Here is a 24,109-nt window from a genome sequence, read left to right as displayed (position 1 = left end):
GATCCGCTATGTCCGATCCGCGCAAAAACACCCGCGATATTTTCCCGCCTACCGGCACCGAGATCACAGCGAAGTCCTGGATGACCGAAGCACCGATGCGGATGTTGATGAACAACCTGCATCCTGACGTAGCCGAAAACCCACATGAACTGGTGGTTTATGGCGGGATCGGGCGTGCGGCGCGGACCTGGAAGGATTTCGACCTGATCGTGGACACTCTGAAAACCCTGGATGAAGACCAGACCCTGATGGTGCAATCCGGCAAACCTGTTGGCGTGTTTCAGACCCATAAGGATGCGCCGCGTGTGTTGATCGCGAACTCTAACCTTGTGCCGCATTGGGCGAATTGGGATCACTTCAACGAGCTCGATAAAAAAGGGCTGATGATGTATGGTCAGATGACCGCCGGGTCCTGGATTTACATCGGCACGCAAGGCATTGTGCAGGGCACGTATGAAACCTTTGCCGAAGCGGGGCGTCAGCATTTTGATGGCGATCTGACGGGCAAATGGATCCTGACCGGTGGTCTTGGTGGCATGGGCGGTGCGCAGCCCTTAGCGGCAGTATTTGCGGGGGCCTGTTGTCTGGCGGTGGAATGTAACCCCGACAGCATCGATTTCCGCCTGCGCACGAAATACCTCGATGAAAAGGCCGAAACCCTGGATGAAGCCCTTGCGATGATTGACGCCTGGACCAAAGCGGGGGAAGCAAAATCAGTGGGCCTGTTGGGCAATGCGGCTGACGTTTTTGCGGAACTTGTGGAACGTGCAAATGCCGGTGGCATGCGCCCGGATATCGTCACCGACCAGACGTCAGCCCATGATCCGGTGAATGGATATTTGCCGCAAAATTGGACTATGGCGCAGTGGAAAGGTAAGCGAGAATCAGACCCTAAAGGAGTGGATAGAGCCGCTCGTGCATCCATGAAGGTGCAAGTGAAGGCGATGTGTGATTTCCACGCGATGGGCATTCCAACCGTGGATTACGGCAACAATATTCGTCAGATGGCGCTGGAAGAAGGGTTAGAAAACGCCTTTGATTTCCCGGGATTTGTGCCTGCTTATATCCGGCCATTGTTCTGCAAAGGCATTGGTCCGTTCCGCTGGTGTGCACTGTCTGGTGATCCGGAAGATATCCGCAAGACAGATGCCAAGATGAAAGAACTGTTCCCGGACAATCATGATCTGCATCGCTGGCTTGATATGGCGTCTGAACGTATTGCATTCCAGGGCCTGCCAGCGCGGATCTGCTGGATCGGTCTTGGGGACCGTCACAAGGCGGGCCTGGCGTTTAACGAAATGGTCCGTAATGGCGAGCTGTCCGCCCCGGTTGTTATTGGTCGCGATCATCTGGACAGCGGGTCTGTTGCCAGCCCGAACCGTGAAACGGAATCGATGATGGATGGGTCTGATGCTGTATCTGACTGGCCGCTTCTCAATGCGCTTCTGAATACGGCTTCTGGCGCAACCTGGGTCAGTCTGCATCATGGCGGCGGCGTTGGTATGGGCTTTTCCCAGCATTCGGGTGTCGTGATTTGTGCCGATGGTACGGATGATGCCGCGCGTCGTTTGGGGCGTGTTCTCTGGAATGATCCGGCGACGGGTGTGATGCGCCACGCGGATGCGGGATATGACATCGCAAAAGACCATGCGCGTGAACATGGGCTAAATCTGCCGGGAATTTTGTAACCTTTTCCTCACATTCCGGCAGACAGAGGGCATCCTTCGGGGTGCCTTCTTTGTTTTGACGTTTCATAACAACCCCGTGAGGCGGGCTTTTACCAAATCGAAATTGCTGTAGCACTAGATACAAAGGTGCAACCAAAGGATTTCCGAAATGAAAAATCTGCTTCTCTCTGCCGCCGCTCTGGCCATTTCTGCGACAATGGCTTTCGCGGGTGATCAATATGTTGATGAAACCGGTTACGCTGTATCTGGTTATGATGTGGTCGCCTATTTCGATCTGGAACAAAGCCCCGTGGGTTCTGCGCAGCCGGCAGGTACACCAGGTGATGCGTCGATCACAGCGGAATATAACGATGCAACCTGGGCGTTTTCATCTGAAGAAAACCGCGCACGTTTCCTTGAAAATCCGGCAGCTTTCGCGCCGCAATATGACGGGCATTGCGCTTATGGCGTGTCCCGTGGCGGCAAAGTGCCGGGCAACCCGAACCTCTGGCGTATTGTTGACGACAAGCTTTATGTGAACATCACGCCGGTTGTGGTTGGTTTCTTTGAGGAAGACATTCCCGGCAACCTGTCATTGGCAGAAGGCAATTGGCCTGGTATTGAAGGTGACGCTGCCTCTACATCCACCATTCCACAGTGGAATTCTGAGGCACCAGTTCAGAACTAAGGAAATACCATGCCTCAAGCCGTTCTCTCGCGTCGCAAGCTTGTCATAACAACACTTGCAGCGGCCGGAGCCGGTGGCATCTGGTATATGAATCGTCTGCCTTTTGAGGGGCAGGCGATTTCGCCGGTTGAGGCCCATGCACTTGCCGGGCGCGGTGAGATCACCCTTGTTGATATCCGCCGCCCGGATGAATGGCGCGCAACGGGTATCGGGGAAGGGGCCTGGGGCATCGATATGCGGGATGAGGATTTCATCGCGCAGCTGGAAGGCCTTGTGGACTATCAGCGCGATGCACCTGTCGCGTTGATTTGTGCGCGTGGTGTGCGTTCCAACCGTATGAGCCAACGCTTGCTGGACGCCGGGTTCACCAACATTATTGATGTGCCGGAAGGCATGCTGGGATCATCTTCGGGGCCAGGTTGGTTGTCGCGCGGCCTTCCGACCGAAACCTATCAGGGATAAGACATGCTGAAACTAAGCGGGCTTTCTGCCCTGATGATCTGTGCCGCGACGATGGCACAAGCCTGTGGTGGGGCGGATGATGTCTGTGAAACCAGAAATGGCACCTATCATATTTCCCTGCCGGATGATGCATATGGCCCGGTGCCGGTGGTGATCTTCCTGCATGGTTACGGCAGTCACGGTATGGCGTCACAGAACAATCAGGTGGTGGGGCAGGCGGTGCGTGATCGGGGGTACGCGCTGATCAGTCCCAATGGTTTGCGCGGGCAACGCACGACGTCGTGGAATTTCCATCCGGATTTTGACCGGGGCCGCAATGAAGCCGCGTTTTTTGACGAAGTTCTGGAAGACGCAGCCGCCCGCCATGATCTGGATATGGATCGCGTGTTGCTTGCCGGGTTCAGCCTGGGCGGGTCTATGACCAGCTATGTTGCCTGTAACACGCCCGGTGATTACGCCGCCTTTGCCCCTGTGGCGGGCAGTTTCTGGCGGCCGGAACCGGAAAATTGCAGCCAGCCAGTGAACCTGTTCCATACCCACGGCTGGCGTGACACAGTTGTGCCGATTGAAGGGCGCGAAGTCGGGTCCGGTTTCATTCAGGGCAATGTGTTTTCGGCTTTTGAAACCTGGCGCCTGGCGAACGGATGCGCGCAGCCCCATGCGACTGATATGCAGGACGACGGCATTTTTATGCGTCGCCGTTGGGATGAATGTGCATCAGATACGGCGCTTGAACTGGCGCTGTTTCCTGGTGGTCACACGGTGCCGGAAGGTTGGGGGGATATGGTTCTCGACTGGTTCGAAAACCTGCCATGAGATCACTCTGCCGCTTCGGGTACTTTGTTCAGCGCTTTGCGCAATTCGGCCCGGCGATGTTTTGCCAGCGTAATGATCTGTGGTGCTGCGAATTCAATCGGTGTGCCCAGATGTGGCCAGTTGCGGGCGCTGAAATTCAGACCTGACAGCGCCGACAAGGGCACCGCAAAACACAAGCTGATCGCGATCGGCAACAGCCAAAGCGACACAAGCCCGCCAATAATCCCGGCCATCAAGGCTGTCCCGCAAAGCGTTTCCAACAGGTGGAATTTCATCAGTGTCATCAGGGGGTAAGATCCTGCTTCGCGGCGCTGTGGTGTCCATTGTTCCCGCAGGCCCACGGCTGTGCGCAGAACCGCCACCGTTTGCTGCACCATCATGATCGGCGCATAAAGTACGGAACAGATCACCTCTGCCACAAAGGAAATCGCGAACTGGCGTTGTCCGCCATAATCCGCGCGCACTTGTGGCTGAAACCAGACCGTCAGCGCGCCTATGACCTTGGGGGCAAGCAACATCGCATACATAAACAGTAGGATCAGGATGGAATTAACCGTACTCATGTAGGGCCAGATCGGCATGTTCGGATTGGCAGCGCTGAAATAGGTAATCACGTTTTTGCCCTCGCCATTCGCCAGTAAAGCCCAGATCAGCAAAAGCAGGAACCAGGCGGGCGACAGCAGATAGCTGATCGCGCCGTGCAGCATGTGAAAACGGGAAACCGGATGCAGGCCACGTGCGCCCAGAATGCGCAGATGTTGCAGGTTGCCTTGGCACCAGCGCCGGTCGCGCAGGGCGTAATCCACAAGCGTTGGCGGGGTTTCTTCAAAGCTGCCTTTGATCGCGGGAAGAAAACGCACAGCCCAACCTGCCCGACGCAAAAGCCCGGCTTCGACATAGTCATGGGACATGATCAGGCGGTCTTTTCCCAGCAGCCCGCGCAGACGCGGAAGGCCGGCACAGCTGGCAAATGCACGGGTGCGGATGATCGCGTTATGACCCCAGTAATTGCTTTCACGGTTCGACCACATGGCAAGCCCGGTCGCCAGCGGCCCGCCATAGGTCGTGCCGGAAAACTGTTGCAGGCGTGCAAACAGGGTTTCTGCGCCAATCAGTTCCGGCGCAGATTGAATCAGGCCAGCAGAAGGATCACGAGACAACTCGTCCGCCAGTGCAATGATCGCTTCGCCTGACATCAGACTGTCAGCGTCCAGCACCAACATTGCATCATAGTCATCGCCCCAGCCTTCAACCCAATCCGCCAGATTGCCCGTTTTGCGATCTGCATTGGTTTCGCGCCGGCGATAGTAAATCTCACACTCGAGGGACAGACTGGCACGCAGTTGCGCAAAGGCACGCAGTTCTTCTTCGGCAATCGCCTCGTCCCGGGTGTCGGACAGGACAAACAGGCTGAACGCATGGGCTGCATCCTGTGTCTTCAACTCCGTCAGCATCGCGGCGGCATTGCCGAAGACATCACTGGGATTTTCGTTATAAACAGGCACCAAAAGCGCGACATTCAGAGGCGTTACAGGGGCGTGGATGACGCCACGTTTTTTGCGCAACCAGAGGCCCAGAAGCCCAAGGGTTGCCGTAGAAACGGACAGGGAGATCCAGAAAAATGTGATCCCCACAAGCGTGATCAGAAGATATTCGAGCCAGCCAAGCCCGCCAGTGGCCAGCCAATCCGTGAAAGCGGAAAGTAAAAGCGTGGTCGTGAGGATCGCTGGTGGAAAGGTCGCATATTTCCACAGCCGCGCACGCGTACGTCGCCAGCCTGGCGCATCCGCATCACCAAAATGCGCGCGCAGGTTTTGCACCGGCATTTTCAGCGGCGCAGGCGCGGGCATGAGGCCCGGATTATGGTTCTGCTTTATGCCGTCCATCTGTATAGCCATACCTCACTGATGGAGCGTCCGTCGAGAATGATTTGCGCGCGCAGTTCTGCGGATGTCGCTTCGCCTGCGTGGAACGTAAACGCCATGCGCACGCCGCCAGTCTGTGGATTGCGCTGGATGATCGCCGGGGTTGTTTCGCCGGCGCTTGTGCTGACGTGCAGGGTAAGGGCGGACAGGTCTTCGGGCAGATCGGCACTGTCTTCAAAATCAATCGTCACAATTCGCCCGCCGCCAAACCGTTCACCCATCCGGGTGTTCAGGACGCGCGCAACGGGGTTTTGCAATGTGGGATCTTCGCCCCAGCTCAGGCGATAGGTGAACCGGTGCATGCTGCCCGGTGTCAGGGCCTCGCGCGGTTGCCAATAGGCGACGATATTGTCGTAGATTTCACGATCAGCCGGGATTTCCACAAGGGTTACAGCACCTTCCCCCCAGTCTTCACCCGGTTCAACCCAAAGGCCGGGGCGAATGTGGTAGTGCGCTTCCAGATCAGCAAAATCCGCCAGATCGCGGGCACGTTGCATCAGGCCAAACCCTTTTGGATCGCTGTCGACAAACGAAGACACCTGCAAGGATTTCGGGTTCGCCAGCGGCCGCCACAGGGTTTCACCGTTGCCGTTGCGCATCAGAAGACCATCAGTGTCATGCACCGCCGGGCGGAAATCATCAAACATCGACCGGTTGGTTTCATCAAACAGGAACATGCTGGTCAGCGGGCCAAGGCCAAAGCGTGTCAGTTCCGCCCGGGGATAAATCTGGGCGCGCATATCCATGATGGTGGGCGAGCCAGGGAGAATGTCAAAGCTGTAGATCCCCGCGACAGAGGGCGAGTTCAGCAGCGCATGAATGGTGATTTCCTGACGTCCGGCTGGGGCACGTTCAATCCAGAAATGGGTGAAATCCGGGAATTCCTCGCCCTGATCAGAAGCCGTGCCAATCGCCAGACCTCGGGCGGATTGACCGTAATTCTGCCCCCGGGCAATGGCGCGGAAATAGCTTGCGCCCTGCATGACAAAGAATTCTTCGAAATTGCCGGGGCGACGGAATTCGGTTGTCAGGCGAAAGCCGGAATAGCCAAGCGTGTCATCAATCGGCAGATCGGGCAGATCGTCGGATTTGTCGAACAGGGAAAAATCGAACTTCAGTTCCTGCGCCTGACCATCTTCGACCAGTGAAACCTTCACGGGGCGGGGGAAGTACAGGCCGGGATGAAACAGCTCTATCTGAAACGGGCTGTCTGTGCCGCGCCAGATTGCATCTGCCCCGCGAAACCACATTTTGCGGTAGTCGTCATAGGTCAGATCTTTCCAGGCCTGAGGCACCTCGGGCATGGGTTCATAAGCCGCCTGCGCCAGATCCCGTGCCATGTCATAAAGTGCATCCACAGAAAAAGGCGTTGCATCGGTTTCAGCAAACCCTGCACGGGGCAGGGCGGCGAAAGTGGCAAGGGCTGCCAGGAAACTGCGACGCTGCATTATGCTTTTCTCCGCCAGGGTTGTGATTTGAACCAGCCCGCCAGGTAAGCCACACCGATGATCAGGGCAAAACCGATGGTATTGGCCAGGAATTGATCCAGCGCGGATTTATCCGTCTGATCCAAGGCAAAACCCAAAAGGCGCGCCAGCATCATAGAGAAAACAAAAACTGCCAGGGATTGCTGCCCGACCTTCAGGATGACACCCAGGACTTTGCGCCAGGTGCGGGCGAAGATGTTCTGACCTGTAGCCATCAGGCGATGACCGCCTTCACCGGCAACCCACCAGCCAAGATAGGCCAGCGCAAGGAAGTGGATGTAACGGAACAGGCCGAAATCTGTTTTCTCGCGCCAGAAGGCAATTGCGTTGGAAATCTCGCGCAGTTCCGGATAGGCGCTTAGCAGACGGAAATAGGCGAAAGGCACGGTGGCAAGAACGACCAGCAGGGACAGGCCGGCCAGCCAGAGAGCGCGTGGTGGCGCGGGGATCCAGCCTGCCATCCAGGCAAAGCCGGTGAAAAAGATCAGCTGCCAGCCAAAGGGGTTAAAGAACCATTCGCGGTCGCTCCATGGTTCTGCCGGGAACTGGATCACATCGAAATTTGCCAGCCCCCAGATGCCCAGAACAAAGGCAATCGCGGCGAACAGGTGCAAATTGCGCAGGGCCACAACAATCGGCATCATCAGGAGAATGCCGATATACATAGGAAGAACGTCGAAATAATTCGGCACATAGGTCAGGCTCATCAGCGCGGGCAGTTGTACCTGCGGATTGTTGAAAAACGGCCAGAGGTTCAGAGAACCAATATAGCTTTTCTCAAACCAGCCGGTGTTGTCCAGCACCGCCATCTGCATGGCGATGACCAGGAACAGGCAGATATGCGCCCAGTAGACCTGCCAGCAGCGAAACAGCACCCGCGCTGTACCCAGAAGCCAGCCCCGGTTTGCGAAACTGCGGCCAAAGGCAATGGCAGACGCCATGCCGGAGCAGAAAACAAAGATCTCGGTCGCGTCAGAAAAACCAAAGCGGGCGGGGATCCAGAGGGTCCATTTATTGCCGGGGATATGGGCAATCAGGATGATAAACATCGCAAGGCCACGATAAAAATCGAGCCTCGGGTCACGCTGTGTAGGGGCGTGGGAAACAGGGGCGGTTTGGGCGCTCATTCAGTGTTCAGTCTTCTGTCGTTTGGTACTGTTTATTTTATTCGGCGGGCTGCTTTTGTGCATCGCCACGTGCGTCGGATATCATCTGAAAACGGACGCTCGCGAAATTATCTTCCGCCCCACCCCGCTGCATCTGACGATCTTTCAGGAAGGCTTCGGCTGCATCAAAGGCGCCGCTGCGAATGCCGGCATCAATGGTGATCCGGTCAAACACATCGCGCTGGGCATGGCTGCCCCCGGCAAGTTGCATGGTTTTACGGGCGGTGGACAGTTGCGCAAAAGCGCCGCTGAAATCAGCTTCGGAAAACGCTTCAAGGCCACTCATTGCAGCCAGGCCGGGGTTTGCCATCACACGATCTGCGTCAGATCCGTTGCGCGCGGCATCGCGTTGCATCCGGGCCATAATTTTGCGGATCGCGTCTTTGCGGTTCCCGCCCATCAGGGCCAGCATATAGTGCAGATCGGCAAAGATCAGGCAGCCGTCTTCGGTGCGATTTTCAGAGAAGTCCGCCATTTCTTCCCAGCGATTACCCACATCATGGCCATACAGTTCCAGCCGTTGCAGTAGCGCCGTGCCGTTGGAAATATCACGGTAATCATCGGTTTTGTCGGCGCGAATTTCACGATCATAGAGGTCAAACACCTGATCAACCTGGCCACTTTCCAGCAACATCAGCGCCTTATGCCACCAGACGTGATAGCGGAAGTTGTTGCAATGTGCCCAGGATGCCTCGCGTCCGGTCAACCAGTCCAGACCTTTCGCGGTTTGCGCGGTCATATCATAGGCGTGTGCCACCGCATGCAGGCCCCATGCATCATCCGGAGCCTGAAGTACGCCTTCGCGGCCGATTTCTTCGGCGCGGGCGTATTCGCCGGTTTCTTCCAGGGCAAAAGCGTAGCACCCTTTCAGGTAACCACTGGCTTTATGTGTCGGATCATAGGCCGGCAGCACGTTTTCCAGAGATTGCCGCATCATTTTATGATCACCCATGATGAAGGAAATCGCATGGGAAACCTTCATTGCCAGCGCATCAGTGGGAAGCACTTTCAGGATTTTTTCGATTTCATCACGGGCCTGAAAAATATGCCCTTCCAGCCAAAGCTCCAGTGCGCGCACCATATGGCGTTCACGTGCAAGACGCGGTGCTGGCAGGGCGTTGATCGCCTGCATGGCCTCTGTCGCCACAGAGAAAAGTTCACGTTTGCCCAGCATCAGGTAAAACAAACCCTTTACTGCATGTGCCGCGGCAAAACCCGGTTCACGTTCCAGAACATTCGCCAGATGGCCCGGGGTCGCGGCGGAATGCGCCAGAAAGGCCAGCTGCATTTCATTCCAGGCGTCGCAAGCCGCGGTGGTTTCAAGAGAAACCTCTGTGCCGAAAATATCGTTCATGGATGGTGTTACCTTCAGGTGATCAAAACTGATGCCACTTTAATGACGCCTGTTTCGGGCGGATACCCGATGTTGCAGCAGGTAACGTCCATTTGACCAAAGGTGTAACGCTTCGTGATAAATGAAGGATTATCAGCGAATTTCAGCTTTGAGGTGTTTTGGTGCGGCGGGTTTTTGCCCTGAATATTAGGAAACCAACGCCTTCAGGCAACTTTTATAGTCGGGATATTTCAGCTTCACGCCCAGTTCATTGATGATGCGATCATTCCGGACACGTTTGCTGGTCGCGTAAAATGTCCGCGCCATGGGTGTCATGTCGGCGGTTTCAAAATCTTCTTCTGGCGGAAGGTCACGGCCCAGAAGGCGGGCGGCTTCTGCCAGAACATCCTGGGGTGGGGCCGGATCATGATCGCAGACATTATAGATGCGCCCCGGGTTCGGTTTCACCATGGAAGCCATCAGAACCTGGGCGATGTCATCTACATGGGTGCGGGAAAATACCTGATCTTTCTTAATGATCCGCCGGGCGGTGCCGTTCAGAACTTTGGCAATGGCACCGCGCCCCGGTCCGTAAATGCCCGCAAGACGGAAGATATGCACGGGCAGCCCGTGGCTTTCAGTCAAGGCAAGCCAGTTGTCTTCTGCTTCCTTGCGCCACTTCCCGCGTCGGGTTGCGGGATCGGCAGGTGTATCTTCATCTACCCAGCCACCCTGAAAGTCGCCATAGACGCCTGTCGTCGACAGATACCCGACCCATTCCAGACGTGATGCATTTTCTTTCAGGGCATCGGTTGCGGCATTCAGCACCGGGCAGCCGTCAGCAGATGGACCGCTGGAAATCAACACAGCGTCAGCTTTTGCAATTGCACCGGCCAGATCTTCGCCGGGCCAGATCATCGGTGTCGCGCCGCTTTCAACCACACGCGCCGCCTTTTCCGGGCTGCGGGTTGTGCCGGTGACAGTCCAGCCCTCTGCAATCAGGGACGGGGTCAGGGTGCGGGCGGACAGGCCGTGGCCAATGCTGAGAAGATGTTTTGTCATGTCTCTATTCTGGGGTTTGTTCCGGGTCTGGACAAGGGAGGAATACTGCTTATTCACAGAAACCATATTGCCCTGGGGGTTGATTGCCCGGTTCAGTGTCGTAAGTAGGGCTTAACGCAAGAAACAGGCCCGGATATGCAGAACCAAATTCGTAAATTTGTTGAAAGTACCCGTTTTCAGAATTTTATCATCGCAATCATTCTGATGAACGCCGTGCTTTTAGGTCTGGAAACATACCCGCAGGTCATGTCGCGTATCGGCGGTTTGGTTCAGTTTCTTGATCTTCTGTGCCTTGGGGTCTTCATTGTCGAAATTGCCCTGAAATTATTCGTCCAGCGCCTGTCGTTTTTCCGCAATGGCTGGAACCTGTTTGATTTTACGATTGTTGCCCTGGCGCTGGTTCCCGGCGGGAACCAGTTTAAGGTTCTGCGTGCATTGCGTATTCTCAGGGTGCTGCGTGTGATTTCCGCCGCGCCACGTTTGCGGCGGGTGGTTGAAGGGTTTATTTCCGCTTTGCCCGGTATGGCATCGGTTTTCCTTCTTATGGCGCTTATCTTTTATATCGGCGCTGTGATCGCCACGCGCTTATTTGGAGGCGATTTCCCAGAGTGGTTCGGCACTTTGGGCCTGTCTGCCTATACGCTGTTCCAGATTATGACGCTGGAAAGCTGGTCTATGGGGATCGTGCGCCCCGTGATGGAGACATTCCCTTATGCGTGGGTTTTCTTCGTGCCGTTCATCCTGCTCACCACGTTTGCGGTTGTGAACCTTCTGGTCGGTCTGATCGTGAATTCCATGCAGGATGCGCACCACGAAGAAGATGTGGAACGTACCGACAATTATCGTGACGAAGTTATGTCACGGCTGGAATCGATTGAAGCGCTTTTGAAAGAACGGCGCAGTTAAGCCGCACTTGCAAAGCGACACAGGGAAAAACGGGCGCAAGGCTGGCTATTTGCCGCCTCCTGAAGTATGCGCGTGACAAACGCGAACTGACCGGAGTGTGACCTGTGCAAACTGATTTTATGAGCAGCCTGAAACAAGACTGGCTCGGCAATATCCGCGCCGACCTGCTGGCGGGGCTTGTTGTGGCGCTGGCGCTGATTCCGGAAGCCATCGCTTTCTCAATTATCGCGGGTGTTGACCCCAAGGTTGGCCTTTACGCCAGTTTCTCCATCGCTGTGATCACTGCGATTGTTGGTGGGCGTCCGGGCATGATTTCCGCCGCCACCGCGGCGACCGCGGTTTTGATGATTACGCTCGTGAAAACCCACGGGCTTGAATATCTTCTCGCGACCACGGTTCTGGCCGGCTTGCTGCAAATTCTTGCGGGGCTTTTGAAGCTTGGCAATGTCATGCGCTTTGTGTCCAACTCTGTGATGACGGGCTTTGTGAACGCGCTGGCGATCCTGATTTTCATGGCGCAATTGCCCGAACTTGATTTCGGCACCGAAGGCGTCAATATGACGACCTATATGATGGTTGCCGGTGGTCTCGCGATTATTTACCTGTTTCCTTATATCACCAACGCCATTCCTTCCCCACTTGTGACCATCGTTGTTTTGACGGCGTTGTATCTGTGGCTGGGCCTTGATGTGCGCACCGTGGGTGACATGGGCGCGCTGCCGGATACTTTGCCGGTCTTCCTGATCCCGCAAATTCCGTTGAACTTGGAGACCTTGCAAATCATCTTCCCCGTTGCGGCTGCGATTGCGGTTGTTGGCCTGCTGGAAAGCTTGATGACAGCGAAGCTGGTTGACGATCTGACCGACACGAAATCTGACAAAAACCAGGAATGTATCGGTCAAGGCATCGCCAACACTGCAACCGGTTTCATCGGTGGCATGGCGGGTTGTGCGATGATCGGCCAATCCATGATCAACGTGAAATCTGGCGGGCGCGGGCGTTTGTCCTGTTTCGCAGCCGGTGTTTTCCTGCTGTTTCTGATCGTGGTTCTGGGTGCTTGGGTTGCGGTTATCCCGATGCCTGCGCTTGTTGCGATCATGATCATGGTGTCGATCGGGACGTTTTCCTGGTCCTCCATCACCGATCTGCGTGAACACCCGCGTGCTTCATCCATCGTGATGTTGGCGACTGTGGTGGTCACGGTTTACACGCATAACCTTGCGCTTGGCGTTCTGACGGGTGTGCTTCTGTCGGGCATCTTCTTTGCCTGGAAAATCGCTGCGGTCTTCCGTGTGACGTCGAAACTGTCTGAGGATGGTCGCCAACGTGACTACCTTGTTGAGGGCCAGCTGTTCTTCGCAACCGCGCCTGATCTTGCCGACGCGTTTGATTTCGGCGAAGTTCTGGACCGTGTGACAATTGACGTCAGCACCGCGCATATCTGGGATATTTCATCTATCTCAGCAATTGATATGGTGGTTCTGAAATTCCGCCGTGACGGGGCCGAGGTTGAGATTATCGGCATGAACGCAGCCAGCGAAACCCTGATGGGCCGTCTGTCTGAACATGATAAACCGGGCGCGCTTGAACGCCTCATGGGCCATTAAGGGAGCCGTGATATGAGCAAGATTATCGCATTGGTAGATGGGTCTGCCTATTCTGAAAGCACCTGTGATTACGCCGCCTGGATTGCCGCGCGCGAAGGCCACAGCGTTGAAGTTCTGCACATCATCACCCGCAAGCTGGACGCCGACAGCAACCTGTCTGGCAACATCGGTTTGGGTGCACGATCAAAGCTGATGGATCAGCTGGCGGATCTGGATGCACAACAAGCGAAACTGGCCAATGAACGTGGCCGCGCGATTTTGGAAGACGCGGAAACCCGCATCAAAGCGGCGGGCGTGACTGATGTCACAACCCGTCTGCGCCATGGCGATCTGTTGGAAGAACTGCTGGAAGCCGAAAAATCCGCAAGCCTTGTGGTGGTCGGCAAACGCGGTGAAAACGCTGATTTTGCTTCGGGTCATCTGGGGTCCAACCTGGAACGCGTTGTCCGCACCAGCGCCATTCCGGTTCTGGTTGCGTCGCGTGCCTTCACGGAACCCAAAAGCTTCCTTTTGGCCTTTGACGGCGGCAAAACCGCGATGAAAGCTGTGAACCATCTGGCCCAGGCGAAAACCTTTGCCGGTCTCGAAGCTCGGGTGATCAGCGCGGGTATTGATGGTTCAAAGCACGCGATCGAAGGGGCCGCCGCGACGTTGAAAGCCGCTGGTTTTGACGTCTCTCACGAGATCACAGAAGGCACCGCAACCGAAGTCATCGCTGCACGTATTCACGTCGCCGGCCAGGATGATAACCCTGATGGGGCTGATATGCTGGTCATGGGCGCCTACGGCCATTCCCGCATTCGCCGCCTGATCATCGGCTCTACCACGACTGAGATGATCCGCACCTGCCAGGTGCCGCTTCTACTGGTGCGTTGAACCACACCCAATACCGAAAAAGAGCCGCGAGATGTTCGCGGCTCTTTTTGTTTCTCAGGATGGAATGATCTGCGCCATCGCCCGTTTCAGGGGCTCGATGATGTCGGGGATCTGTTCCTCGGTCATGATGTAGGGTGGGGCAAGCAGGATGTGGTCGCCGGTTTTGCCGTCGCGTGTGCCTGCCATTGGGTAACAGGCCAGGCCTTCTGCAAAGCACGCTTTCTTCAGCTTCCCAGCCAGGCCAAGTGCCGGATCGAACGGTTCTTTGGTTTCGCGGTCTTTCACGATCTCGATCCCGCGGAACAACCCACGACCACGGATGTCACCCACATGTGGGTGCTGACCAAATTCAGCCACAAGCGCCGCCTGCAGTTTCTCGCCCATATCTTTCACACGATCCAGAAGGCCACGACCCAGGATCGCCTTCACAACCGCCAGACCCGCCGCCGTCGCACAAGGATGCGCAAGGTAGGTGTGGCCGTGCTGGAAGAACCCGGTGCCGTCTTCAATCGCTTTGTAGATTTCACCAGAACACAGCATCGCGCCAATCGGCTGATACCCGGCACCAAGACCCTTGGCGATGCACAGGATGTCCGGGCGCACGTTGTCGGCTTCACAGGCGTATAGATGCCCGGTGCGGCCCATGCCACACATGACTTCGTCCAGGATCAGAAGCACACCGTATTTGTCACAGATTTCGCGGATGCGTTTGTAATAGCCTTCCACAGCCGGCACCGCACCGGACGTCGCACCAACCACAGGTTCCGCCATAAACGCCATGACGCTGTCTTCACCCAGACGCAGAATTTCATCTTCCAGTTCCTGCGCGGCGCGTTGACCGTAATCATAGGCGCTTTCGCCTTCGGCCTTCAGCACATATTCGTAACACGGCGCGATGTGGCTGATGTCCAGCAGCAGTGGCGCGAATTGTTCACGACGCCATGCGTTGCCGCCAGCGGACAGCGCACCGATTGTGTTGCCGTGATAGCTTTGCTTACGGGCGATCAGGTGGCGGCGCTGGGGTTGGCCTTTTTCCACGAAATACTGACGCGCCAGTTTGATCGCTGATTCAGTTGCCTCGGACCCGCCGGACACGAAATAGACGCGTTCAATGCCTTCGGGCGCGTGTTCCACCAACAGATCCGCCAGATCTTCGGCGGGTTGGGAGGTGAAAAAGCTGGTGTGCGCAAAGGCCAGCTGGTCCAATTGCGCTTTCACAGCTTCGGTGACATCCGTGTCGGAATGCCCAAGGCAAGACACCGCCGCGCCGCCAGATCCGTCAAAGTAACGCTTGCCGTTGGTGTCGATCAGATAACAGCCGTCACCGCTTGCGGCCATAGGCGGGGAAATTTTGGTGTGGCGGGGAAATACGTGAGACATTTAACAGGCTTTCGGGAGTTGTGTGGAAGGTGTCAGGCCCAGATCAAGGCCTTCGTTAACAGTTAGGGCAACAAGTTCAGCATTGTCGCGGGCAGGCGTACCATCAGGCCGCAGCAGATTGTTTTCAAATCCTACCCGGACATTTCCGCCCGCCGCAAGTGCTGCGCGGGCGCAGGCAAGTTCATTTGGGCCAAAAGCACAGATCGTCCAGTCAAGGTACAGATCATGCCCCGCCCGCAGGAAGATTTGCAGATCAGACGGTTGCGCATGGATGGCAGGGTTATATTGCCCCAGCACAAATATGGCGCTGCGCATCTCGGCTGGCACGATGCCTTTGTTCATCCAGACCGCCAGCTGTTCAATATCGCCGGCATTGTAAAGGATGTGCTGCAGATCGGTTCCCGCCTCTGCCGCCAGCGCATATAGCCTGGCAGCGGTTGCCTCGTCACGCGCCATTTCCCGAACGGACACACTGGCCGCCGCCGGGGTCAGTGCCGCCAGGCAGTCATATTGCGCGGCCACATCGTAGATCCCGGCAGATTCTGTGGTGATCTGGATAGCCATGCCCGGGGCCGCAGTCTGTACCGCTGCCATTGCTTCGCGATATCGCCCGGCATCCAGGGAATGCTGACCGTTGTCATCACGCACATGCAGATGGATTGCCTGTGCCCCTGCCGCATGGCATGAGGCCGCTGTCTGGGCAATCTCTGCATTGGCAATTGGCAAGGCAGGGTGATCTGTTTTTCCGCGTCTTGCCCCGTTCGGGGCGACGGTCACTGAAAATATCCGGGACATCCGGTGATTCCTTTTCGTGCGTTTTCTGTTGCGCTCCTATGAAACTGGTGAAATCACAGAATTAGTCAATCGACGGCCAAAATAACAAATGTTATGCTTTTTCAGGCGAATCAATGGGCGAAAAACATGGATCCGACCGTAAAAACCAAAATACTTTCAACGCTTAAGACCGATTTTGAAGGTTATTCCCCCCGATTGCAGGTTGTGGCGAAGTATATCGTCGACAATCAGGCGGACTTCGGGCTTGATCCGATCCGGGTGACCGCACGTAAGGCGGGCGTCAGTACCTATACGCTCGTGCGTATGGCGCAACATCTTGGTCTTGAAGGTTTTGAAGATCTACGCGCCCCGTTCCGTACAGCGCTGGTTTCCGGTTCTGAACTTTCAGATGATCTGGAGTGGATCGAAGCGGTTGCGGCTTATGAAGATACCGGACCGGTCCAGGCAGAGGCGACGTTGAATTCTTTGAATATCATTCAGCGGTCTCTTCATAACCTTTCCCCGGATAAACTTAAGCGTGTGGTCGACATGATGTTCAATGCGCGCAATGTGTACCTGACAGGGGTACGTGCAAGTTACGGACTGGCCTACTACTTTCACTATGTTGGACGTATGGCCCTGCCTTCATTGCAGTTAATTCCAAGGCATATGAACAGTTCAATAGACGAACTGAATTATGCGGATGAAAACGATCTTCTGATTGTTGTTACATTCACGCCCTATTCGAATGAAACGATCCGGGCGTGTCAGTTCGCACAATCCAGAGGTTTAAAACTGATCGTTATTTCGGATTCCGATGTGATCGCGTCGGATTTGGTGCCGGACGAAGTCCTGGTTGTATCTATCGTGACCACACATTTCTTTGGTTGTTATGCCGGGGCAATGGCTGTGATTGAAAATATCCTGGCGCTGCTTGTGAAACGCGGCGGGGAAGAGGCGGAAAAACGCATCGCATCGTATGAAGAATTACGAAGCGATATCGATGCCTATTGGACAAAACAAAAAAAACATTAGTTTTTGCATGACAATCCCGTGACTGTCGGACACCTTATGCAAAGCTTCAGGGGGCAAAGACCCTTCCTACAGCTATTAATATGTATAGGGAGTTATCATATGACATCGATGAAATTTATGTTCGGTCTGGCGACCGCTGCGACACTGGCAACCGGTGGCGCTATGGCCCAGGACCAGCAGTTCATCACAATCGGCACCGGCGGTGTTACTGGCGTTTATTACCCAACCGGTGGCGCAATCTGCCGTCTGGTAAACAAAGGCCGTCGTGACCACGGTGTACGTTGTTCCGTAGAATCCACTGGTGGTTCTGTTTACAACATCAACACCATCCGCGAAGGCGAGCTGGAATTCGGCGTTGCACAGTCTGACTGGCAGCACCACGCATTCCACGGCACTTCCAAGTTTGAAGAAGCTGGTGCATTCGAAGAGCTGCGTGCAGTATTCTCTGTACACCCAGAGCCCTTCACAGTTGTTGCACGTGCTGATTCCGGCATCTCAACTTTCGCTGACCTTGCTGGCAAGCGCGTAAACATCGGTAACCCAGGTTCCGGCGCACGTGGCACCATGGAAGTTCTGATGGAAGCTTCCGGCATGACCACTGACGATTTCGCTCTGGCAACTGAGCTGAAGCCTGCTGAGCAGTCCGCAGCGCTTTGCGACAACCAGATCGACGCAATGGTATTCACTGTTGGCCACCCTTCCGGCACCATTCAGGAAGCAACCACAGCATGTGATTCCGTGATTGTTGAAGTTTCCGGCGAAGCTGTTGATGGTCTGATCAACGACAACGCTTACTACCGTACAGCAACCGTTCCTGGTGGCATGTACCGTGGTAACGATGCTGACGTAGGCACCTTTGGTGTTGGCGCAACCTTTGTATCTTCCACCAATGTTTCTGAAGACGTTGTATACGCGCTCGTATCTTCCATCTTCGAAAACTTTGATGACTTCAAAGGCCTGCACCCTGCATTTGCAAACCTGACACCAGAAGAAATGGCGACCGCTGGTCTGTCCGCTCCTCTGCATGATGGCGCTGCGAAATACTACCGTGAGCAGGGCTGGATCGAGTAATCGATTGCACCTGATCTGAGTATTGGGGGGCGGCGTTTCTTGTGCCGCCCCTTTTCTACACCTGACGATGACAGTCCGCATATAAGACGGGCGCTCAGGTGGTGTACCCCAATTACAATCTCCGGCCGCATCTGACATCGCGGCATGTCCGGGAGGGACATATGTCACAAAACACCGAGAATTCCGGCGCATTAAGCGAGGAAGAGCTCCAGGAACTGGTTGCCTCTTCTGACGCTGGCGCGCGTAGCCCGGCAGGCGCTGTGGGCACGATGATGGCGGTTGTCGCTATTGTCTGGTCCCTGTTCCAGATCCTGCTGGCGTCACCATGGGCACCTTACATTCTGCCTGGTTCTATCATTAACAACTCTCGCCTGTTTCACCTCAGCTTTGCGCTGTTCCTGGTGTTCCTGGCCTATCCGCTGACCAAGAAAAGCCCGCGTGACTACATTCCGTTTTACGACTGGATCCTGGCAGTTGCCGGTGGTCTGATCGCGCTTTACGGCTACTTCTTCTACCAGAAGATCGTGGATGCCGGTGGCCTCGCGGACAATATGGACAAATGGTTCGCGCTTAGCGGCCTGATCATCCTGTTCATGGGCGCATGGCGCGCACTTGGCCCGGCTATGGCAACGCTTGCCTCTATCTTTCTGATGTATGTCTTCTTCGGTTCCGCTGACTGGGTGCCTGAAGTGATCCAATGGAAAGGCGCATCCCTGAAGAAAGCCATGTCGCATATGTGGATCACCTCTGAAGGTGTGTTCGGTATTGCGTTGGGTGTTTCTACCAAATTCGTGTTCCTCTTTGTTTTGTTCGGCGCATTGCTGGATAAGGCGGGGGCGGGCAACTACTTTATCAAGATGGCTTTTGGCGCCCTTGGTCACTTGCGTGGTGGTCCGGCGAAAGCGGCTGTTGTGGGTTCTGCGGCGACCGGTCTGATTTCCGGCTCCTCCATCGCCAACGTTGTGACAACAGGTACGTTTACCATTCCTCTGATGAAACGTGTTGGGTTCTCTTCCGAGAAAGCCGGTGCGGTTGAAGTTGCATCCTCTGTGAACGGTCAGATCATGCCACCTGTTATGGGGGCTGCGGCCTTCCTGATGGTGGAATACACATCAACACCGTATATCCAGGTGATCACCCACGCCTTCCTGCCAGCGGCTATTTCCTACATCGCGCTTGTGTACATTGTGCACCTTGAGGCGGTTAAGAAAAACATGCCAACCCTGACAGCAGAGCGCGAAATCACAATGGCCCGTACCATCGTTGGTATGTTCAGCTTTTTCATCGTGTTCGCAGGCCTGTGTTACGGCACGCAATATCCGGTGGATGCGGTGACAAGCCTTGTTCCATCTGCGGCAGGTGTTGTCCTGACGGCAGTTGTTCTGGGGATCTATGTTCTGCTTCTGAAGCTTGCGGCTTCTGTGCCGGATCTGGAACCGGATGACCCCAATGCAAAAGAAGTTAAACTTCCGATCATTGGTGAAATCTACAAAGCGGGTCTGTATTACCTTCTGCCAATTCTGGTGCTGGTCTACTTCCTGATGATCAAGCAAAGCTCCCCTGGCCTGTCGGCGTTTTGGGCGACTGCGCTGCTGCTGGTGATCCTGGTCACCCAGCGTCCTCTGAAGGAAATGTTCCGCGGTCAGAACCAGTTCGCAATTGCGTTCAAGGATGGCCTGGTTGACCTGATGCAGGGTCTGATTGACGGCGCCCGCAACATGATCGGTATCGCGCTGGCAACAGCAACGGCTGGCGTGATCGTGGGCACCGTGACCCTGACAGGTATTGGTCAGGTGATGGCGGATTTGGTTGAGTTCCTGTCCGGTGGTAACCTGGTTGCCATGCTGGTGCTGGTTGGCATCCTGTCCTTGATCCTGGGTATGGGCCTGCCGACCACTGCGAACTACATTGTTGTGAGCTCTCTCATGGCGGGTGTGGTTGTGGAACTTGGCGCGCAAAACGACCTGATCGTTCCATTGATCGCGGTACACTTGTTTGTGTTCTACTTCGGGATCATGGCGGATGTGACGCCACCTGTGGGGCTTGCCAGCTTTGCGGCGGCGGCTGTGTCTGGTGGTGATGCGATCAAGACCGGTTTCGTTGCGTTCTTCTATTCACTGCGCACCGTGGCTCTGCCGTTTGTGTTCATCTTCAACACCGATCTGTTGTTGATTGATGTGACCTGGACGCAGGGGATACTCGTTGCCATTGTCTCGACCATAGCGATCCTTGTGTTCACTGCGGGCACAATGGGCTGGTGGCTGACCAAATCGAAGATCTACGAAAGCATTGCACTTGTGGCGATCGCATTTGTTCTCTTCCGTCCTGACTATGTGATGAACCGCATTCAGCCCCCGTTTAACGCGGTTGAACCGGCAAATCTGGCGCAGGCTCTTGGGGAAGCAAACCCGGGTGACGAAGTTCGCATCGTTGTACGCGGCCCTGATTTCGATACCCTCGAAAGCAAGGACGTAACCCTGGTTCTGCCAGTGGGTGACGAACCAACCGGTGAAGAACGTCTTGCAGCCTTTGGCCTGTCAACCATGGTTGAAGGCGACGCTGTGCAGCTGGAAGAACCTTTCCCGCAAACAACGTTCTCGACCAAACTGGGTGGTTTTGATTTCTACGGTGATGAAGTTGTGACCGTAGCATCCGCCAAAGCAACTGCAGAACAATCACCAAAAGAACTGGTGTTTATCCCTGCGTTGATTTTCCTGGGCCTCATCGGGATGCTGCAGCTTGCACGTTCCCGCAAAGAAGGAGAAATGGCATGAGTGGTTCCGTACTCTGTGCTGTAGACGTCAGCTTGCCGGCTGTGGATACAGTGGTTCTGCAAAAGGCTGCAAAGCTTGCCGCAATGGAAGGCGCGACACTTGATGTGATCACCGTCATTCCGGATTTCGGCATGAGCGTGGTAGGGTCTTTCTTTGACAAGACCCATACCGACCAGGCCATGGAAGAAGCCAAAGCGGCGCTGAACACCCTTTGCACGGATGTGCTGGGGGTGGAGGCAAACGCCAAGGTGCGTCACCTGGTGGCCGTTGGTACAGCCTATGAAGAAATTCTGAAAACCTCCGTCGCGGCCGGCAGTGAGCTGATCGTGATCGGGGCGCATAAGCCGGATTTCAAAGACTATCTGCTTGGCCCCAACGCTGCCCGCGTTGCACGCCATGCCACGGTTTCTGTGCATATCGTGCGCAGTTAAGCCGCTAAGAAAATAAGACAACAGACGGCGCGGGAATATCTCGCGCCGTTTGCGTTTCGGCCCCATTTTACCCATTCAATGCAGGGCAGATCAGATCACTCAGTTGTGTGTTGTCCGGCAGCAGCCCAAACTTTCTATGACTTGTGTTCAAGTCGGCCGGGTTGTGTCCGCGGGCGAAAGCTTCCCGATCTGTTGTAGGTTTTCAGCCCCTGCGCAACTTCTTCGATTTGTACGCGCCTTTCCCTGGCGTCTCTGAAACCTCTGCGCGCAGCATCAAGCAAGTGCAGGTTCCGGCGCGCTTGCTTTCGCAGTTCACGTAAGGTTGTCATATCATTTTTCTGAACGGGCAATCTCTGGATCAGTTCTTCTGTCTGTATCACGAGAGATGGCAGGTCGCTGAGGTTGCCCGCGATCAGAGAGGCACGTGTGTTTTCCAAGGCTGTATGCAAGTTTTTCGACATATTATTGTTCCTTCAGGGCTTCAAACAAGCTTTGTGCAAGGCCGATCCCGCCTTGCCTGACCATCTCACTGGCCTGAGCATCGCGCAGAAAAGAACTGAACTGATCTTCGCCAATCCCGCCGCCAAAGCTTTCGCGGGTTTCGCCCAGCCCGGCAGCCTTCAGCATTTCAGAAAGAAAGCTTGCTTCCAGTTTCTGCGCAACGTCCCAAAGCGGATCATTCTCAGGTGTTGGCTGGGGAGAGCTACGCGATTGCAATGGGTTAGAGGGTGGTGAAATGTTCACTTCGGTCATCAGAATTTCTTTCCAATTGAAGATAGTTTTTCTGTTTTACCTCTGTTTGGTAAAGAAACTGGTAACTCCTGTCGGGGCATAAATCTGCAACGGAAGCAATCCGGGTGATCCATGCAGAATGCAATAAACGCAGATACAATTTTGAAGATCGTGCCGCAGAAAGCTGCGACAGGTAATCCAGCTGTTCCGGTTTCGCAGGCTGAGGCTGAGGCAGAAAGCGAAGGGACGGGTGAATTTGAAGGCGTCTTTCTTGGTGAAGACCTGGATACTCGTGCGGAAGACGTGCCTGAGACTGCATTGATGCAGGTTTTGCCTTCTGAAGACAAAGTACCCATTGCAATGTCGGAGAGTCGGATTTCTTTACCGGTCAATGGGGGCGGGCAGAAGTTGACAGATCAGGAAAGTGATCGGGTTGGAAGCAGTTTGCAGTCTGAAGTCGAGGTGATGCCGGTCACTGTTGATCTGCGGGAAGCGGAACCCCGAGGCGGCGTTACAACGCAGCTCTCGTCTGACGTGCCGGAAGTGCCAGGAGGGCCTGCGATGCCACCTGGAACAGAACGTGGTAAGCAGAGCTTGATACCCGCGGAAGCGATGTCAGCGCAGAAGGCCCAGACGGTTATACCAGAAGGTAACAGATCTGAGGGCAAAACAGATGCATTGCCCACGTCCCCGCCTGGATGGGGCGATGAGGGCCGAGACACGCAACAGACAACGTCTGATCCACGTGTGCCATTCAGTGAGGCAATGCAATTAGCCGGTATTCGCAGGCAGCCTGTTGAAGATGCGGCGCAAAATGGAGTGCCTGGCCGTGCGCATGAAACTCATAGCGCGGCTATATGGTCGGGCAGAAATACGTTGAAGGATCCCCCTCCTGTCCGGCACTCGTTACCTGAGGTCGCAATACCTCTGACCACCAGGCAGGTTGCAGGAGAAACGCGCGAAGGCCCGGATGCACACACTGCTGTCAGGTCGGCTATAGTGAGAACTGATACAGGTGGTGCTGAAGGTCTGACACAAACCACCACAGCACATTCCAGCCCGGCGGTCCGTGAACTGGATTCAGGGCAGGCCGCACAGAAGACCGAATCTGTTTCTATTGCTGCGAATGGAAACCCGGGCACGACAGCTTCGGAACGTGTAAGTTTGCACACGTCTATGGCTGCGGATGCGTCGGAGAAAAGGCCAGTTGAAAAACGGTCAGGAACATCGAATGACGCCGGTAAATTATGGTCGCTTGTTGTGGAGGGGACAGAGAGGTTTGCCAACACCCGGACTGGCCCCGTTCCCCAACGAGAATCAGTTATTACGGGTCAGCCTGTGGTGCCTGCCCTGGTTCTGGAACCCGAATTCGCATCTGTTGAGATGACCACAGCGATTGATGAAATGGCGGTTGCCGGTGGTGAACAGGTGGGAACCTCTCGGGGTACGACACCCGCCAACATCACGACCCTGCCTCAGCAAGATGGCACGGCACAATTTGCGCGGATCTCTCAGCAGTTGATGGAAGTGGCTGTACGCCATTCGGACGGGCCGGTTGAACTGATGCTGTCACCAGAGGAACTTGGTCGGGTCAGGATGAACTTTCTCCTTCAGGACGGTGCACTGACTGTAACGGTTACTGCGGAACGTGGTGAAACTCTGGCGTTGATCCGCAGGAATATTGATATTCTTCTGCAGGATTTTCAGGATGTCGGACTTTCGGGGGTGAACCTGGAATTTGTGGAACAGGATCCAGGTGGTCAGCAGGATGGCTTCAGTGATGCGCGTGGTGAAACCCCTGACAACCAGAGTGACGCGTTGCCGGTCGCTGACACCGAGAAACAATCACCTGTCAGAATTAATGCGATGACCGGGGCAAGAACTGGTCTTGATCTCAGACTGTAAAGGAATAGTGAA

At 55.3% G+C, this 24,109-nt stretch carries 20 protein-coding genes; 12 read left to right on the top strand and 8 right to left on the bottom strand.

All coding sequences use genetic code 11. The annotated features are described in order from the left end of the window. Positions 1–8: 8 nt before the first annotated feature. The 4 genes from hutU (at position 9) to H1D41_RS16800 (ending at position 3,633) form a co-directional block, all read left to right on the top strand. On the top strand, positions 9–1,688 hold the full coding sequence (gene hutU, locus H1D41_RS16815; RefSeq protein WP_228850010.1) for a urocanate hydratase: 1,680 nt from the start codon (positions 9–11) through the stop codon (positions 1,686–1,688). A 148-nt stretch (positions 1,689–1,836) separates the two neighbouring features. Then, entirely contained in the window at positions 1,837–2,355 is a 519-nt protein-coding gene (locus H1D41_RS16810; protein ID WP_228850009.1) for a YHS domain-containing (seleno)protein, read from the top strand. A 9-nt stretch (positions 2,356–2,364) separates the two neighbouring features. Then, positions 2,365–2,817 (top strand): rhodanese-like domain-containing protein, encoded by a 453-nt coding sequence (locus H1D41_RS16805; RefSeq protein ID WP_228850008.1) that lies wholly within the window; start codon positions 2,365–2,367, stop codon positions 2,815–2,817. 3 nt (positions 2,818–2,820) lie between these two features. Beyond that, positions 2,821–3,633 carry an alpha/beta hydrolase family esterase gene (locus H1D41_RS16800; RefSeq protein ID WP_228850007.1) on the top strand — a complete coding sequence of 271 codons (813 nt, stop codon included), beginning with the start codon at positions 2,821–2,823 and terminating at the stop codon, positions 3,631–3,633. Between the two features lie 2 nt (positions 3,634–3,635). On the opposite strand, the gene mdoH is transcribed toward H1D41_RS16800, so the two are convergent. From mdoH to H1D41_RS16775, 5 genes are all read right to left on the bottom strand, one after another. Continuing rightward, on the bottom strand, positions 3,636–5,519 hold the full coding sequence (gene mdoH, locus H1D41_RS16795; RefSeq protein ID WP_228850006.1) for a glucans biosynthesis glucosyltransferase MdoH: 1,884 nt from the start codon (positions 5,517–5,519) through the stop codon (positions 3,636–3,638). Beyond that, complete coding sequence (locus tag H1D41_RS16790) at positions 5,507–7,006, bottom strand: glucan biosynthesis protein (protein ID WP_228850005.1); 1,500 nt, start codon at positions 7,004–7,006, stop codon at positions 5,507–5,509. Before H1D41_RS16790 ends, mdoH begins: the two co-directional genes overlap by 13 nt. Beyond that, entirely contained in the window at positions 7,006–8,172 is a 1,167-nt protein-coding gene (locus H1D41_RS16785) for an OpgC family protein (protein ID WP_228850004.1), read from the bottom strand. The genes H1D41_RS16790 and H1D41_RS16785 overlap by 1 nt, the downstream gene beginning before the upstream one ends. Before the next feature lie 37 nt (positions 8,173–8,209). Further along, the gene (locus H1D41_RS16780; protein WP_228850003.1) at positions 8,210–9,565 is read right to left on the bottom strand and encodes a tetratricopeptide repeat protein; all 1,356 of its coding nucleotides are present in this window, start codon (positions 9,563–9,565) and stop codon (positions 8,210–8,212) included. Positions 9,566–9,751: 186 nt separating this feature from the next. After that, positions 9,752–10,606 carry an SDR family oxidoreductase gene (locus H1D41_RS16775; RefSeq protein ID WP_228850002.1) on the bottom strand — a complete coding sequence of 285 codons (855 nt, stop codon included), beginning with the start codon at positions 10,604–10,606 and terminating at the stop codon, positions 9,752–9,754. 135 nt (positions 10,607–10,741) lie between these two features. Here H1D41_RS16775 and H1D41_RS16770 point away from each other — a divergent pair, with 135 nt between their 5' ends. From H1D41_RS16770 to H1D41_RS16760, 3 genes are all read left to right on the top strand, one after another. Beyond that, positions 10,742–11,512 (top strand): ion transporter, encoded by a 771-nt coding sequence (locus tag H1D41_RS16770; protein ID WP_228850001.1) that lies wholly within the window; start codon positions 10,742–10,744, stop codon positions 11,510–11,512. Positions 11,513–11,631: 119 nt separating this feature from the next. Next, positions 11,632–13,119 carry a SulP family inorganic anion transporter gene (locus H1D41_RS16765; protein ID WP_228850019.1) on the top strand — a complete coding sequence of 496 codons (1,488 nt, stop codon included), beginning with the start codon at positions 11,632–11,634 and terminating at the stop codon, positions 13,117–13,119. Positions 13,120–13,131: 12 nt separating this feature from the next. Then, positions 13,132–13,995, top strand: a complete 864-nt coding sequence (locus H1D41_RS16760; protein ID WP_228850000.1) for a universal stress protein — start codon at positions 13,132–13,134, stop codon at positions 13,993–13,995. A 54-nt stretch (positions 13,996–14,049) separates the two neighbouring features. Here the strand turns inward: H1D41_RS16760 and H1D41_RS16755 are convergent, their stop codons facing one another. Then, positions 14,050–15,375: an aspartate aminotransferase family protein gene (locus tag H1D41_RS16755; protein ID WP_228849999.1), complete on the bottom strand. Its 1,326-nt coding sequence runs from the start codon at positions 15,373–15,375 to the stop codon at positions 14,050–14,052. Further along, on the bottom strand, positions 15,376–16,170 hold the full coding sequence (locus H1D41_RS16750) for a BKACE family enzyme (RefSeq protein WP_228849998.1): 795 nt from the start codon (positions 16,168–16,170) through the stop codon (positions 15,376–15,378). A gap of 126 nt (positions 16,171–16,296) precedes the next feature. Here H1D41_RS16750 and H1D41_RS16745 point away from each other — a divergent pair, with 126 nt between their 5' ends. From H1D41_RS16745 to H1D41_RS16730, 4 genes are all read left to right on the top strand, one after another. After that, positions 16,297–17,184, top strand: coding sequence for a MurR/RpiR family transcriptional regulator (locus H1D41_RS16745; RefSeq protein ID WP_107496884.1), 888 nt, complete (start codon positions 16,297–16,299; stop codon positions 17,182–17,184). Positions 17,185–17,283: 99 nt separating this feature from the next. Beyond that, a complete protein-coding gene (locus H1D41_RS16740) occupies positions 17,284–18,255 on the top strand; it encodes a TAXI family TRAP transporter solute-binding subunit (RefSeq protein WP_394355421.1) in 972 nt (323 codons plus the stop codon). 161 nt (positions 18,256–18,416) lie between these two features. Then, positions 18,417–21,029 carry a TRAP transporter permease gene (locus H1D41_RS16735; RefSeq protein ID WP_228849997.1) on the top strand — a complete coding sequence of 871 codons (2,613 nt, stop codon included), beginning with the start codon at positions 18,417–18,419 and terminating at the stop codon, positions 21,027–21,029. After that, positions 21,026–21,460: a universal stress protein gene (locus H1D41_RS16730; protein ID WP_228849996.1), complete on the top strand. Its 435-nt coding sequence runs from the start codon at positions 21,026–21,028 to the stop codon at positions 21,458–21,460. Before H1D41_RS16735 ends, H1D41_RS16730 begins: the two co-directional genes overlap by 4 nt. Before the next feature lie 462 nt (positions 21,461–21,922). On the opposite strand, the gene H1D41_RS16725 is transcribed toward H1D41_RS16730, so the two are convergent. Next, positions 21,923–22,213, bottom strand: coding sequence for a rod-binding protein (locus tag H1D41_RS16725; RefSeq protein WP_228849995.1), 291 nt, complete (start codon positions 22,211–22,213; stop codon positions 21,923–21,925). 978 nt (positions 22,214–23,191) lie between these two features. Between H1D41_RS16725 and fliK the strand changes: the two genes are divergently transcribed. Beyond that, the gene (gene fliK, locus H1D41_RS18425; RefSeq protein ID WP_228849994.1) at positions 23,192–24,097 is read left to right on the top strand and encodes a flagellar hook-length control protein FliK; all 906 of its coding nucleotides are present in this window, start codon (positions 23,192–23,194) and stop codon (positions 24,095–24,097) included. Positions 24,098–24,109 lie beyond the last annotated feature (12 nt).

The sequence above is a fragment of the Halocynthiibacter styelae genome, from assembly GCF_016123485.1.
Lineage (GTDB): Bacteria > Pseudomonadota > Alphaproteobacteria > Rhodobacterales > Rhodobacteraceae > Halocynthiibacter > Halocynthiibacter styelae.
This window is presented reverse-complemented; position numbering and strand designations above follow the sequence as displayed.